The 13,917-nt window shown below is 60.1% G+C and carries 12 protein-coding genes, 1 pseudogene and 1 riboswitch; of the genes and pseudogenes, 6 read left to right on the top strand and 7 right to left on the bottom strand.

Features of this window, described 5'->3' with window-relative positions:
• A partial coding sequence (locus tag C5J26_RS32110) for a MarR family winged helix-turn-helix transcriptional regulator (RefSeq protein WP_105405455.1) occupies positions 1 to 359 on the top strand: 359 nt, incomplete at its 5' end.
• A 443-nt stretch (positions 360 to 802) separates the two neighbouring features.
• On the opposite strand, the gene ribB is transcribed toward C5J26_RS32110, so the two are convergent.
• From ribB to C5J26_RS32075, 7 genes and pseudogenes are all read right to left on the bottom strand, one after another.
• On the bottom strand, positions 803 to 1,429 hold the full coding sequence (ribB, locus tag C5J26_RS32105) for a 3,4-dihydroxy-2-butanone-4-phosphate synthase (protein WP_105405454.1): 627 nt from the start codon (positions 1,427 to 1,429) through the stop codon (positions 803 to 805).
• A 116-nt stretch (positions 1,430 to 1,545) separates the two neighbouring features.
• Positions 1,546 to 1,690, bottom strand: a riboswitch (FMN riboswitch).
• Between the two features lie 168 nt (positions 1,691 to 1,858).
• Positions 1,859 to 2,641: a glucose 1-dehydrogenase gene (locus C5J26_RS32100; protein WP_105405453.1), complete on the bottom strand. Its 783-nt coding sequence runs from the start codon at positions 2,639 to 2,641 to the stop codon at positions 1,859 to 1,861.
• A 76-nt stretch (positions 2,642 to 2,717) separates the two neighbouring features.
• Positions 2,718 to 3,454: pseudogene (tpiA, locus tag C5J26_RS32095) on the bottom strand (triose-phosphate isomerase).
• 4 nt (positions 3,455 to 3,458) lie between these two features.
• Positions 3,459 to 4,247: an SDR family oxidoreductase gene (locus tag C5J26_RS32090; protein ID WP_105405452.1), complete on the bottom strand. Its 789-nt coding sequence runs from the start codon at positions 4,245 to 4,247 to the stop codon at positions 3,459 to 3,461.
• A 22-nt stretch (positions 4,248 to 4,269) separates the two neighbouring features.
• On the bottom strand, positions 4,270 to 5,748 hold the full coding sequence (locus tag C5J26_RS32085; protein WP_105405451.1) for a sugar ABC transporter ATP-binding protein: 1,479 nt from the start codon (positions 5,746 to 5,748) through the stop codon (positions 4,270 to 4,272).
• Between the two features lie 27 nt (positions 5,749 to 5,775).
• Positions 5,776 to 6,705 carry a sugar ABC transporter substrate-binding protein gene (locus C5J26_RS32080; protein WP_046666132.1) on the bottom strand — a complete coding sequence of 310 codons (930 nt, stop codon included), beginning with the start codon at positions 6,703 to 6,705 and terminating at the stop codon, positions 5,776 to 5,778.
• Between the two features lie 116 nt (positions 6,706 to 6,821).
• Positions 6,822 to 7,802: an ABC transporter permease gene (locus C5J26_RS32075; protein WP_105405450.1), complete on the bottom strand. Its 981-nt coding sequence runs from the start codon at positions 7,800 to 7,802 to the stop codon at positions 6,822 to 6,824.
• Between the two features lie 213 nt (positions 7,803 to 8,015).
• Here C5J26_RS32075 and C5J26_RS32070 point away from each other — a divergent pair, with 213 nt between their 5' ends.
• The 5 genes from C5J26_RS32070 (at position 8,016) to C5J26_RS32050 (ending at position 13,724) form a co-directional block, all read left to right on the top strand.
• Positions 8,016 to 8,825, top strand: coding sequence for a transketolase (locus C5J26_RS32070; protein WP_105405449.1), 810 nt, complete (start codon positions 8,016 to 8,018; stop codon positions 8,823 to 8,825).
• A complete protein-coding gene (locus C5J26_RS32065; RefSeq protein ID WP_105405448.1) occupies positions 8,825 to 9,781 on the top strand; it encodes a transketolase family protein in 957 nt (318 codons plus the stop codon). Before C5J26_RS32070 ends, C5J26_RS32065 begins: the two co-directional genes overlap by 1 nt.
• Positions 9,782 to 9,851: 70 nt before the next feature.
• The gene (locus C5J26_RS32060) at positions 9,852 to 11,318 is read left to right on the top strand and encodes an FGGY family carbohydrate kinase (protein WP_105405447.1); all 1,467 of its coding nucleotides are present in this window, start codon (positions 9,852 to 9,854) and stop codon (positions 11,316 to 11,318) included.
• Between the two features lie 21 nt (positions 11,319 to 11,339).
• A complete protein-coding gene (locus tag C5J26_RS32055) occupies positions 11,340 to 12,290 on the top strand; it encodes a sugar-binding transcriptional regulator (protein ID WP_105405446.1) in 951 nt (316 codons plus the stop codon).
• 261 nt (positions 12,291 to 12,551) lie between these two features.
• Positions 12,552 to 13,724: a site-specific integrase gene (locus C5J26_RS32050; protein ID WP_105405445.1), complete on the top strand. Its 1,173-nt coding sequence runs from the start codon at positions 12,552 to 12,554 to the stop codon at positions 13,722 to 13,724.
• Positions 13,725 to 13,917: the final 193 nt, after the last annotated feature.

Below are 13,917 nucleotides of genomic sequence, written 5' to 3'. Positions count from 1 at the left end.
CGCCGCTTGGCTGGTATGACGTGCTGCTGGAGCTGTCGCGGGCCGAGGATGGCCGCTTGCGGCCCTACGAGATCGAGGAGCGCACCCTCTTGGCGCAGCACAATCTTTCCCGGCTTCTCGACCGAATGGACAAGGCCGGTCTTGTTCAGCGCGAGGTGTTTTCCGAGGATGGCCGGGGTCGATGGGTCATTATCACCGATGCCGGCCGGGCCATGCAGGCGAGCATGTGGAACGTCTATGCGGCGGCGATTCAGCGACATCTAGGCGACAAGCTGGACGACGCCCAAGCCGATCAACTGGCCGAGCTATTGGCCGCATTGTCGCGAAATTCCCAATTAAAGCGACGCTTGTTTTCCTGACTTTAGCGACGTCGCAGAATAGGGAGTTTTGTGGCAGTCGAAATGTCCGGTGTTGGCGGTTCCGGTCAATCCGAAAGATTCCAATGATCCTGGCAGATAATAAACTCTATCATTACAGAAATTGATTCCGCTTAATCAAGCTGATCGACAAGGAAACTCGGGTTCAATTTGTGCCGATTGCCAACATTTTCCGGCGATTTGGCGCGAGTTTTGTCCCAATCCAGGCAACAATACGCTCTCGCGGTGGCCGCCCCTGAAAACGCAACCCGTTGCCTGGAGTTGGCAAAGGGCGCGCCTGTGCTTCTGATCCACTCCGTGTGAAAGACGAAAGCTGGCCGCGCTTTCAATTTCTACCGGTCCTATGTGCGTAGCCACGTGGTAACCATCTCGGTCGACGCCCAAGCCAATTTGGCCCCAGGTGCTCCGGTTATCTAGAGGGCAAACTAGGCCGCCCTTACGACCGACGCCGACGCCCGGTACGCAACGAGGTCTTCGATCGTGATCAGATGAAGGCTGTGCCGCTCGGCAAATGCTTCGAGTTCCGGCAGACGCGCCATGGTGCCGTCATCATTCGCCACTTCGCAGATCACGCCGGACGGGGATAGGCCAGCGAGCTTCGCTAGGTCCACTGCTGCTTCGGTGTGGCCCGGGCGGGAGAGAACGCCATTTAGATGGGCTCGAAGCGGAAAGATATGGCCCGGCCGCGCGAAATCCTCGGGTCGAGAACCATCCGTAACCAGGGCGCGAACGGTTGCGGCCCGGTCTGCGGCAGAAATGCCGGTTGAGGTTCCGGGAATATAGTCTACGGAAACGGTGAATGCGGTTTTGAGCATCTCGGTGTTTCGGGAGACCATCAGCGGAATGTCGAGTTCATCGAGGCGTCCGCCCTCCATCGGGACGCAGATCAGCCCCCGGGCGTGGTTCATCATGAATGCGATCGCCTGAGGCGTGATCTTGTCCGAAGCGATCAGGAGATCACCTTCATTTTCCCGGTCGCGGTCGTCGACAACGACAACGATCTCTCCACGAGCGATCGCGGCGACTGCATCTTCAATCTTCGAAATTGCCACTCTTCGTGCCTTTCAAGGGTTAGCCGGTGTGAAACGGCGTGCATGGCCTGTGAGCCACCAATATCCCTTGGGCGAACAATGCGATGATGCCGCCGCTCGTCGAGCGGCGTACCCTGCCTTGTCCTCTTCCATCCGGACTATACCGTCGGCTCCGGCATCTCACCGGATCTGCTGACCCTTCCTTTGGAGAAGGCGCTCGCGGGCTCCGGAATTGCTTCCGATACCGCCGGTGGGGAGTTTCACCCCGCCCTGAGAACCAAACCAAGATAGGAAATTCAACCGCCTGAACGCAAGCCCAAAATAGAGCACGCACTGTTCATTTTCTGCATCTCCTAGGAACTGACGACGGCCACGCCATCGTTTTAGCGCGCACCACCGCGTTGACGTGGCCTGGCAGCGCAATCACAAGCACCTTCGGTTGCCAAAGATTCAGGACATGATCAGTCCGCCGTCGACATTGATCGTCTGGCCGGTGATGTAAGCGGCGTCGTCGCTGGCGAGGAAGGTCACGAGGCCGGCAACGTCCTCGCCGGAACCTGCCCGCTTCATGGGAATGCCTTCGACCCACTCCTTCATAAGTTCGCCAGGAGCGTAGTTGCCCAGCAGCTTGCCCCAGGCCTGGTCGTTGTACGCCCACATATCTGTTTCGATGATGCCGGGGCAGAAGGCGTTGACGGTGATGTTTTCGGTCGCGACTTCCTTCGCGAGGCTCTGGGTGATCCCGACGACGCCCATCTTCGACGCGGCATAGTGTGGTGTGTAGATAAAGCCGTCGCGCGCCTGGCCGGAGGCAGTATTGATGATGCGGCCGCCGCGTTCATGCTTGCGCATACGCAGGATTGCCTCCTGGGCGCACAAGAAGACGCCCTTGGTGTTGACGGCCATTACATTGTCCCACTCGCCTTCCGTCATGTCCTCGATGCGGGCGATGGTGATGACGCCGGCGTTCTGGATCGACACGTCGACAAGGCCGTAAGCCTTCTCTGCCGCGTCAAAGAGAGCCTTGACGCTCGCCTTGTCGGTGACGTCTCCGACAAAGGAGATAGCATTGCCGCCGCCGCCTTTGATCTCTTCAGCGACCGCATGGACCGACTCCTCATTGGCGGAGACGACGAGATTGGCGCCCTCTCTTGCGAAGCGCTTGGCGATCGCAGCGCCAATGCCACGGCTGCCTCCGGTGATGACGACGGTCTTGTTTTCGAAGCGTTTCATTGACGTTCTCCTCGAACCGGATCTGCTAGCAATCAAATCCCGGTCGTATGATCTCCTGGTCTGCAGCAACTCTGGTCTATCGCGCGGCGGCAACAATCTCCGCGAAGTCCGATGCCCTGAGCGAAGCTCCCCCTACCAGGGCACCATTCACATCAGGGATAGTGAATATGGTGACTGCGTTCGAACCCTTGACCGAGCCACCGTAGAGGATCCTGATGTCGGCACCCTCGCTCCCGAACCGCTTCTGCAGCTGGTCGCGGATGGCCGAATGGACTTCGCCGATCTGCTCCAAGGTAGGCACCCGCCCGGAACCGATAGCCCACACGGGTTCATATGCAATCGCAGTATTTGCCGCCAAAGCGCCGTCGGAGACACACCCGGCGATCTGCTTTGCGACCACGTGAAGCGCCTCATTCGAATCCCGCTCGGCCTGCGTCTCGCCGACGCAGATGATCGCGTTCAATCCGCCCCTTGAACCGCACGTGCTTTTCGAGCAATCAGTGCATCAGACTCGCCATAGACTGTCCGTCTTTCAGAATGACCGACGATGACATGGCGACATCCGGCGTCTGCCAGCATTTGCGCGGCTATATCCCCGGTATAGGCTCCGGCGGGTTCCGGGTGGCAATCCTGAGCGCCGACCGCAAGCCGTGTCCCCGCGATTTCCCGTGCGGCCATTTCGATCAGCGTGAAGGGCGGGCAGACGACGATGTCGCACGTCGCTTCGCCCGTTAGTCCCTTCAGCGCCACGATCTCAGCCAGGGAGGCAGCCAGACCGTTCATCTTCCAATTACCAGCGATGAGCTTTCTCATTGCATCACCAGCAGCAGAAACCGCCGTCGACAAGCAGATCGACGCCGGTTACGAAGCTTGCCGCATCCGACAGCAGGAATACGGCCGGACCGACCATCTCATCGACCGCTGCCATGCGCTGCATTGGCGTCTGCGCCTCGAAGAGCTTGGTCTGATGAACCATCTCGGGACGCGTGTTCATGGGTGTCGCTGTATATCCCGGCGAGATCGTGTTGACGCGGATTCCACGCCCGACCCATTCCATCGCCATAGACTTCGACATATGGATCACGCCGGCCTTGGACGCGTTATAGTGGGCCTGGCTCAATCCCCGATTGACGATCACGCCTGACATGGACGCGACGTTGACGATGGCGCCGCGTCCGTTCTTCAACATGGCGCGAGCTTCGGCCTGACAGGACAGGAAGACCCCTTTCAGGTTGATGTCCATCAACGTCTGGTACTGATCCTCTTGCATCTCTTCCGCGGGACTGGCGTTGGCGATACCGGCGGCGTTCACGGCAAGCGTCAACGCGCCCAGCTCTGCCTCAGTGCGTGCCACGGCATCTCCAAGGGAAGATTTGCTCGTGACATCCGCCGCGATCTGGATCGAGCGGCGGCCGGCGGCGCCAATATGTGCGGCCGTTTGAGCCAGTCCGTCGTCGGTTCTACGGTCGAGCAGCGCCACGTCGGCGCCGCATTGCGCAAGGCCGATGGCAATGCGCTGCCCAATGCCGCTGCCAGCTCCTGTCACGATGGCAACCTGGCCGCTGAGATCGAAAAGCTTAGGGGCGTTCAGAGTGATGTCGGACACCGCTCTTCCTTTCTCTGTCTGTTTAGATGGTAGCGAGCTCCATGACCGAAACGTCATTCGCCTGGTCACGGTCGAGGATCCCTGCCTGCTTTCCCTGGGCAAGGACGAGTATGCGATTGGAGACTCCGAGAACTTCCTCGAGGTCAGAGCTTACGACGATGACCGCGACGCCCTGTTTGGCAAGACTGACGATGACGTCGTAGATGCCCGCTCGGGCGCCGACGTCGATGCCTCTCGTCGGTTCGTCGAGTACGACGACCTTAGGATCGCGCATGAGCCATTTCGCGATGACGACCTTCTGCTGATTGCCGCCGGACAGGTCCGATGCATATTGCTCCGCACGGCCCTTCACGCCGAACTTGGCAACTGCTTTCTCCGCAAACGAGCGCTTGATGCGCGGCGTAATCCAACGCCCGCCCAGCTTGTCGAGATTGGCGTAGATAATGTTCTCGCCGATCCGGTGCCCGACAACCAGGCCTTGCTCCTTGCGGTCTTCCGGGACCATGACAATGCCCTTGGCGATCGCATCCGCCGGATCGCGCAGCCTGAGTTCTTCACCTTCCAGCTTGATCGAACCTGCGCTAATCGGGTCCGCGCCCGAAATCGCGCGCACAAGTTCCGTGCGGCCCGCGCCGACCAGTCCGGCGATGCCGAGAATCTCCCCGGCGCGCACATCGAAGGTGACGTCACGGAATGAGTTGTCCGGCGAGCTGAGCCCCGACACCTGGAGTACTAGATGGTCTGTCGGAACCGGCAGGGCCGGGAACAAGCGGTCAAGCGGGCGCCCGACCATGCTCTCGACGATTGTTCGCACCGGGGTCGCGCTGTCTGAGAATTCCTGCACGCGCTCACCATCGCGAAGAACGACGATCCGGTCGGTTATCCGTTTGATCTCTTCCATGCGGTGGGAAATGTAGATGATGCCGACGCCCTCGGACCTAAGCTTCCTGACCTGCTCGAACAGAGCTTCCGTCTCCGCGCCGCCAAGGGCGGCTGTCGGCTCATCGAGGATCAGGAGCTTTGCGTTGAGAGCCAGGGCCTTAGCGATCTCGATGAGTTGCTGATTTGCCGTGGAAAGGCCGGCGACCGTCCGTGTGGCAGGGATGTGAAGGTTCAACCGAGCGAGCTGGTCCTGGGCCCGGCGAACCATTTGGGGACGGTCGACCACGCCGTTCTTCATCGGCCAACGTCCGATGAAGACGTTTTCCGCGATCGACAGCTGCGGCAGAAGCTGCAGTTCCTGATGGATCAGGACGACGCCCTTGTCGATCGCTTCCCTTGGGGTGGCCGGGGCATAAGGCTGCCCCAGCCATGTCATTGATCCTTCGGACGGCGTGCGGGACCCGGCGATGATGCCCGATAGCGTTGACTTGCCTGCTCCGTTTTCACCGAGAAGTGCAACCACCTCGCCCGGATAAACGTCCAAGCTGACATCCTTCAATACCTGGAGCGGCCCATAGCTTTTGGATATGTCCCTCAGGCAAAGAACTGGATCAGTCATGGCACACCTCCTCAGACTTCGGCTTCATTACGGATGGTTGGCGATGAAGCCCGCCACGTTTTCCTTCGTCGTCAGGGTGGCGTCCATGAGCTGGACCGGCGGGACCTTCTCGCCTGCCACGAGCTTAACGGCGTTCTCGACAGCGTCGCGGCCCATCTTCTGTGTCTGCTGGGTCGCGGTCACATTGAACACCCCCTTGCTTAGAGCCTCCAATGCCGCGGTGTCGCCGTCAAAGCCGCCGACCACGATTTTCTGGGACGGATTGGCGACCTTGATCGCTTGGGCAGCGCCAAGTGCCAGACCATCCGCTTGAGCGAAGACGATCGAAACGTCAGGATTCGCCTGCAGCATGTTCTGCATGATCTGGAAGCCCTCGTCCTGGCTCCAGAGGTTGGAAAACTGCTCGGCTACGACCTTGACGCCTGGGTTCGCCTTGACGGATTCCATGCACCCCTTCGTTCGGTCCACTTCCGGCGTCGTCCCCTTCTGGCCATGGATTATCACCATCTTGCCCTTTCCGCCGGCCTGCTTGAGGATATAGTCGCATACGGCCTTGGCCGACGTCACGGAGTCGGTCGCCAAGAATGTGTCTCCCGGTGCGCCTTCCGCGTTACGGTCGACATTGATAACGGGAATGCCGGCGTTCTTTGCAAGCTTCACCGGCACGGTTGCCGCCGCAGCGCCTGCCGGAATGTAGATCAGGGCATCGATGTTCTGTGTGAGCAAATCCTGGATCTGGTTCACCTGGGTCGGGCCGTCACCCTTGGCGTCGACAACGACGACTGCGATGCCACGCTTCTTGGCTTCAGCCTCGACGGACTGCTTGATCTGGTTAAAGAAGTTGGCTTGAAGGTTGGCAACGGCTAGGCCGAGCTTCTTCAGTTCGGCCGCGTGCACGGGTCCGAGCGTGAGGCCGAGCAGGGCAGCGGAAGCGAGCAGGGTGCGCGCAATTTTCATTGTATTTCCTCCGTTTTAGGTGAAACCCTCGGGTAGGTCCTCCCCCTCTGGGCACTATCCGGCTCGAACCTCTCAAGCCGGAATGGGTGGGAGACCGCCATCGGCGGACTCAATCGTCAGGCGCGGCGCCGACGAATGGTCTCTGCTCCAACGGCAAGCACGATCACGATACCGATGATAACCTGCTGCAGGAAAGGCGAGACGTTGAGAAGGTTGAGGCCGTTCCGCAGAACTCCGATGATGAGGACGCCGATCAGCGTGCCCCCAATGCCGCCCGCACCACCGGACAGTGAAGTTCCACCGATAACGACCGCCGCAATGGTGTCCAGTTCATAGCCGAACCCGCTCGACGGTTGAACGGAGTCGAGACGAGCGGCCAGCACAATGCCTGCAAGTCCTGCCAGTATGGCGCTCGCGACGTAGACGGCCACCGTCACAAGCTGAACATTGATGCCGGCCAGCCGCGCGACCTCGGGATTCCCGCCGACCGCGTAGATCATCCGGCCTTCGGAGCGAAAGTGAAGAAAGAGCCACGCGACGAGCACGACTGCCAGCATGAGGAAGACGGTCGCAGTCAGGAGGCCGAAGTGACGGTCGATCGCGAGCATCATAAACCAGTCCGGAAATCCCACGATCTGCTGGCCGTCCGTGATCATGTTCGCCACCCCGCGAGCGGCCGACATCATGGCGAGAGTGGCGATAAAGGCAGGAACCCTGAACACCGTCACAAGCAGCCCAACGATCAGACCTGAAACCGCTGAGGCAGCCAAGCCGAGAGCGATCCCCACGGGCAACGGAAGGCCTGCTACATTTGCCGTCCAGCCCATCACCATCATTGCGAGCGCGAGCACCGACCCTACCGAAAGGTCAATGCCTCCAATGAGGATGACGAAGGTCATTCCCACCGCCATGATGCCGAGAACCGTGATCTGATCGAGGATGTTCAGACCGTTCCGGACCGACAGGAAGGCTTCCGTGCTGAAACTCAGAAAGATGCAGAGTGCGAGCAGCCCAGCAAGCGGTCCGGTCGCTCCCTTCAGCTTACTGAGCCAACTGCCGGATGAAAGCCGCTGTTCATTGATATCGAGCGCCACCATTGCTCCTCCCTATGCGTAGGCTTATATCCGATATTCGTGCAGCGTAGAATAAATATTCACTCCTGCTGGAAAATTCATAAACGACTTGCTATGTGGCTGTCAATAACATTTCTTCTCTCGTCGCCCCTTTGGTTCCGGACATAAGGGGCTTGACTAATCGGCTTCTTATGCAAAAATATTGCCAACTGAATATTTATGCATCGGAGAATGTCCATGGATACGACAGAACTTGAGCGCATCGCCCGCCAGATTCGATTGCGCGATCTCCAGGCCGTCTTTGAAGCGGGCGCCGGCCATATTGGCGGGGAAATGTCGGTCATCGACATTTTGACAGCCCTTTATTTCCGTGTGCTGAATGTTTGGCCCGATCAGCCGAAGCACCCCGATCGCGACAGGTTCGTTCTTTCCAAGGGACATACTGCATGCGCTCTGTATGTGACGCTCGCCAAGCGCGGCTTCATCCCTGAGGAAGAGATCTCTACCTTTCTGCAGCCGCATTCGAGGCTGAACGGGCATCCAAACTGCAACAAAGTTCCTGGTGTCGAAACGAATACCGGGCCGCTTGGCCACGGCCTTCCAGTTGCAATAGGAATGGCAAAAGCCGCCAAGCTCTCGGATGCGACATATCACACCTACGTCGTCACCGGCGACGGCGAGATGCAGGAGGGCTCAAACTGGGAAGCGATCATGGCGGCCGCGCAGTTCAAGCTCGACAATTTGACGCTTGTCATCGACCACAACAGGTACCAGCAGGGCGCAGCTCTGGCAGAAACCAACGATCTCGCCCCGCTTCGTCCGAAGCTTGAAGCTTTCGATTGGGAAGTGACCGAGATCAATGGGAACAATATGAGCGAAGTCGTCTCAGCCCTCGAACACCGGGGATCGAGACCTCACTGCATCGTGGCCCACACCAACAAGGGGCACGGAATCTCGTTCATGCAGGACCGAGTCGACTGGCACCACAAGGTTCCGACCAAGGAACAATACCAAATCGCATTGGCAGAATTGTCGGAGGCATTGTAATGAACGCGCCAATAAACGCACCCAAGCTCTACGATTGCCGCGACGCATTCGCTGCTACCCTTGAAAGGCTGGCAGCCGAAAACGAAACGATCGTTGCCGTCTGCAACGACTCCGTGGGCTCCTCCAAGCTCGGCGGCTTCAAGGCGAAGTTTGCGGAGCGCCTCGTCAATGTCGGTATCGCCGAGCAGAACATGGTGGGGGTTGGAGCGGGCCTCGCCAACGGTGGACGCCTTCCGTTCGTGTGCGCCGCCGCTCCGTTTCTCACTGGGCGGTCGCTGGAGCAGATCAAGGCCGATATTTCCTATTCGAATGCCAACGTCAAGCTGATCGGCATTTCTTCCGGAATGGCGTATGGCGAACTCGGCCCGACCCATCACTCGATCGAGGACTTTGCCTGGACGCGGGTTCTGCCCAATCTTCCAGTCATTGCGCCTTGCGACCGCATCGAAACGGCTGCTGCGGTTGAGTGGGCCGCCGCCTACAACGGGCCCTGTTTCCTGCGTCTGTCTCGCGTAGGAGTGCCGGATCTCCTTCCGGAGGGTCACAGGTTCGAACTCGGCAAGGCAAATCTCCTGCGTCAGGGTTTCGACGTCACCCTTATCGCAAACGGCACCTTGACTCATCGAATCCTAAAGGCTGCCGAAATCCTCGCAGACCGCCGCATCAATGCCAGAGTGATCAACCTTGCAACGGTTCGTCCGATCGACGAGGACGCCATCATCGCCGCGGCGAAGGAAACCGGAGCGATCGTCACAGCCGAAGAGCATTCGATCTTTGGTGGGCTCGGTTCCGCAGTGGCCGAAGTGGTCGTCGACAATGCGCCGGTCCCGATGAAACGTCTTGGAGTTCCCGGCATCTACGCCCCGACCGGATCCGCCGAATTCCTGCTCGACGAATTCGGAATGGCGCCGTCCGCAATCGCCGACGCCGCGCAGGCGCTGATCAGGCGCAAGTAAATGGGGTCCCGTCACCAGCCGGGACGCTTTTCTCGTCGCCTCGGCCGCCGCCTGATCTGGGGAGGATAGAATGCGGGCAATTCTGGCGATCGACCAGGGCACGACCAATTCAAAGGCAGTTCTGGTTTCGGAAAAGGGAGAAATCGTCGGCAGAGGTTCTGTTCCTGTCGGCATTTCCTATCCGAAGGCGGGCTGGGTCGAACAAGACCCACGCCGGCTCTACGTATCGGTCTGCGAAGCGATCGACGCCTGCCTGAAGGCCGGCCCCGATGTGACTGTCGAAGCCGTGGCCATTTCAAACCAGCGCGAGTCTGTCACTGCCTGGGACGCCGAAACGGGAGACGCGCTTGGACCGGTGGTAAGCTGGCAGTGCCGTCGAACGGCACAGGATTGCGAACGTCTCGTTGCCGAAGGCCATCTTGACCGCGTGCTGGCGCTCACAGGCCTGCCACTGGATCCGATGTTCCCGGGCTCGAAATTCCGATGGCTGCTCGACCGCATTCCGAAGGGGCGTTCGGTCCGGCTCGGCACGATTGACAGTTGGCTCGTCCATTGCCTGACCGGCGGGCGCCGGCATGCCTGCGATGCATCCAATGCCGCCAGGAGCCAGTTGTTCGATCTCCAGGAACAGAGATGGAGCGAGGAACTTGGCGAGATTTTCGGCGTCGATATCCCGCTCCTGCCAGAGGTACTTGACAGCTCTGCCGACTTCGGCAGGACGCAAGGGTTGCCCGGCGTGCCGAACGGAACTCCGATAATGGCCGCAATCGGCGACAGCCATGCTGCCCTGTTCGGTCATGGAGCGTTCCAGCCCGGCGACGGCAAGGTGACCTTCGGAACCGGTTCTTCGGTGATGACGACGCTTCCGCGATTTGTTCCCCCACGCAACGGCGTCACAACCACCGTGGCATGGCGTCTGAATGGAATGCCGACTTTCGCGTTGGAAGGCAATATTCTCGTTTGCGCCGCCAGTCTCCCCTGGATGGCAGGGATTCTCGGCCTTTCGGACGTGGCGGCCCTTGTCGAACTTGCGGCGAGCGCCAAACCGGGCGGACCGGGCTTCGTGCCGGCATTCGTGGGGCTGGGCGCACCCTACTGGAACTCCGATGCCCGTGCCTTGTTCTCCCAGATCGACTTCAACACGACACGTGCGCAAATGGCGCGGTCGGTAACCGACTCGATCGCCTTTCAGGTATACGACGTGATCGCCGCCATGCGAGCACAGAGCGGCGGCGAGCTCGGTGCGCTTTATGTGGATGGTGGACCGAGCCAGAGCCGCTTCCTGATGCAGTGTGTCTCGAACCTCATCGAACATCCCGTGATCCAATGCGAAGCACCCGAGGCCTCGGCCTTAGGCGCCGCTTACCTGGCGGGGGTGTCCCTCGGCTTGTGGAGCGATCTCGACATGGTCGCGGAGCTGCCGCGAAAGTCGCAGATCATTGAGCCGCAACCCGTGGATCGAGCGGTACTTCTCCACACCTGGAATGATGCGCTCGCCCGCTCGACGTCCCGCCATACAAAGGCTAAGGGTGAATAAAAATTCACTCCGGGATTTGCGATGACTCGCCTCAACGAACTCCGCCTCATTTCAAGGGTCGCCCAGATGTATCACCTGGAGGGACGGCGGCAGGCGGAGATCGCACAGCACCTTCGCCTTTCGCAAGCAACCGTCTCGCGCATGCTCAAGCGTGCCGAGGCTGAAGATATCGTGCGAACCAGCGTGATCCCTCCCGTGGGAACCTATAGCGAGCTCGAGGGCGCGCTTCGCGAGAAGTACGATCTGCCGGAGGCGATCGTCGTGGAATGCACGGAAGATCGGGACGGAGCCATTATGGCCCGTATCGGAGAGGCAGCGGCCCATCTCTTGGAAGTGACGCTTGCGCCGGGCGAGATCATCGGCGTTTCGAGCTGGAGCCAGACCATTTTCAAGATGGTCGAGAACATCCATCCTCAAAAGAGCGCTCAGGCGAAATATGTCGTCCAGACGCTTGGAGGCATGGGGGATCCTTCAGTGCAGACGCATGCTACACAGCTCACTACTCGGCTGGCTCGGCTGACAGGTGCCGAGCCGAAGCTCCTTTCGGTGCAAGGTGTGACATCGTCGCGGGAAGCAAAGCTCCTGATGCAGGCCGACCCATTCGTCCGGGAGACGATGGACCTGTTCGGCAGCATTACGCTTGCGATTGTCGGTATCGGCGCCGTCGAGCCGTCGGAACTGCTCGCCAGATCGGGAAACATCTTTTCGTCGCGGGAACTCGCCGACCTTGCCGAAGCGGGCGCCGTCGGAGACATCTCACTGCGGTTCTTCGACAAGGACGGCAGGCCCGTGAAAACGCCCTTGGATGATCGAGTCATAGGTCTCCCGCTCGAAGAGCTTGAGCGCGTCGATCGGGTGATTGCCCTGGCCGGCGGCGGGAAGAAAACCGACGCAATTGCAGGTGCATTGAGGGTCGGCGTCATCGACACACTGGTGACAGACAAGTTCACCGCCCACCGCCTCGTGGATTAGATATCACGATTTATTTGATGTGTTCCGTTGTCCAGCGTTGCCGCCGGACGTCACCATCATCACCCGTCGAAACTCGTTACACATAAGCCTAGCCTTAACTCGGTGCGTGAGCCTCTCTGCTTAGACAGAGTGTCCGGTCGAAAGCGGGGCAGTTCGCGGAAGCGGTTTAGGGTATTTTTACGCCCAGAAACCGCACAACGCGTCGCACCCCATAATGACCGATAAACTTCCATTATCGTTCGTTTCTGTCATTATAGAGAAATGCGCCAAATCATCGAACAAAACAGCGAAATTTCCGTCGAGCCGAGCTCCGCTCCGTCTCTCAGCACGGCCGCCGACGGTGACATTTCCGCGCCGCAGGCGTCGGCCGGCATCTCGACGGACAACGCCGGCCTCCCCTCCCCTCTTCCGGAAGCCAGTACCGTATTGCCCGCTCATCTGGAGCAGCTCGCCGATCTGGCGCGCGATTATGTCGAGGCCGCGAGCTCACCGAACACCCGCAAAGCCTATGCCTCCGACTGGAAGCATTTTTCCGGATGGTGCCGCCGGCAAGGGCTGGAGATCCTGCCGCCCAGCCCACATACCGTCGGCCTCTACATCACCGCGTGTGCCGGTGGCAGTGACGCCGCCTCGGGTTCGGCAATCGCCGGCAGCAAGCCAAATTCGGTCACGACGATCGAGCGGCGGCTCTCCGCGATCACCTGGAACTATGCGCAGCGCGGGCTCCCGCTCGACCGCAAGGATCGCCATATCGCCACCGTGCTCGCCGGCATCCGCAACACCCATGCCGCCCCGCCCCGGCAGAAGGAAGCAGTGCTGCCCGAACACCTGATCGCCATGCTGGAGACGCTCCCGCGCGGCACCTTGCGGGGCTTGCGCGATCGGGCCATGCTGCTGATCGGCTTTGCCGGTGGGCTGCGGCGCTCCGAGATCGTAGGGCTTGACGTCGGCCGCGACCAGACGAAGGACAGCCGCGGCTGGATCGAGATCCTCGACAAGGGCATGGTGGTTACGGTCCGGGGAAAACGCGGTTGGCGTAAAGTGGAAATCGGTCGCGGCTCCTTGGACGCCACCTGCCCCGTCGTCGCACTGCAGACGTGGCTCAACCTTGCAAGGATTGCGCACGGCCCCCTCTTCCGGCGGGTTACCGGTCAAGGCAAGGATGTCGGCCCCGAGCGATTGCTCGATCAGGAAGTGGCGCGCCTCGTCAAGAAGGCGGCATCGGCCGCCGGCGTGCGCCCCGACCTCACCGAGACCGAGCGCGCGGAAAAATTCTCAGGCCACTCGCTGCGTGCCGGCCTTGCCTCCTCGGCCGAGGTCGACGAGCGTTACGTTCAGAAGCAGCTCGGTCACGCTTCTGCCGAGATGACCCGAAAATATCAGCGGCGGCGGGATCGGTTTCGGGTGAATCTCACCAAGGCGTCGGGGCTCTGATCGTCGCCCCCTCCCCCGGCCTGTGTGAGACGCTAACCCCTCTACCTCGGCTGGCACCACTAGGTTGGATCGACATTCAGGATTCCCAAATCACCTGATCGCTGATTCATAGGACACCGTGTTGAACCACGGGGGTCGTTATGGCGGCTAAGCGTTATGAACTGAGCGATGGGCAGTGGGCGAAAATTGTGTC

The organism is Neorhizobium sp. T7_12, assembly GCF_002968535.1.
In the GTDB taxonomy this organism is placed as follows: Bacteria; Pseudomonadota; Alphaproteobacteria; order Rhizobiales; family Rhizobiaceae; genus Neorhizobium; species Neorhizobium tomejilense.
The sequence above is the reverse complement of the archived record's forward strand: the minus strand, read 5'-3'. Positions and strand labels throughout refer to the sequence as shown.

Bases quoted from the DNA above. Each gene is read 5' to 3' on its own strand.
- C5J26_RS32080 (WP_046666132.1), bottom strand. From the start codon at position 6,705: ATGAAAATTGCGCGCACCCTGCTCGCTTCCGCTGCCCTGCTCGGCCTC.
- C5J26_RS32065 (WP_105405448.1), top strand. From the start codon at position 8,825: ATGAACGCGCCAATAAACGCACCCAAGCTCTACGATTGCCGCGACGCA.
- C5J26_RS32070 (WP_105405449.1), top strand. From the start codon at position 8,016: ATGGATACGACAGAACTTGAGCGCATCGCCCGCCAGATTCGATTGCGC.
- C5J26_RS32050 (WP_105405445.1), top strand. From the start codon at position 12,552: ATGCGCCAAATCATCGAACAAAACAGCGAAATTTCCGTCGAGCCGAGC.
- C5J26_RS32060 (WP_105405447.1), top strand. From the start codon at position 9,852: ATGCGGGCAATTCTGGCGATCGACCAGGGCACGACCAATTCAAAGGCA.
- C5J26_RS32055 (WP_105405446.1), top strand. From the start codon at position 11,340: ATGACTCGCCTCAACGAACTCCGCCTCATTTCAAGGGTCGCCCAGATG.
- C5J26_RS32100 (WP_105405453.1), bottom strand. From the start codon at position 2,641: ATGAAACGCTTCGAAAACAAGACCGTCGTCATCACCGGAGGCAGCCGT.
- C5J26_RS32085 (WP_105405451.1), bottom strand. From the start codon at position 5,748: ATGACTGATCCAGTTCTTTGCCTGAGGGACATATCCAAAAGCTATGGG.
- C5J26_RS32075 (WP_105405450.1), bottom strand. From the start codon at position 7,802: ATGGTGGCGCTCGATATCAATGAACAGCGGCTTTCATCCGGCAGTTGG.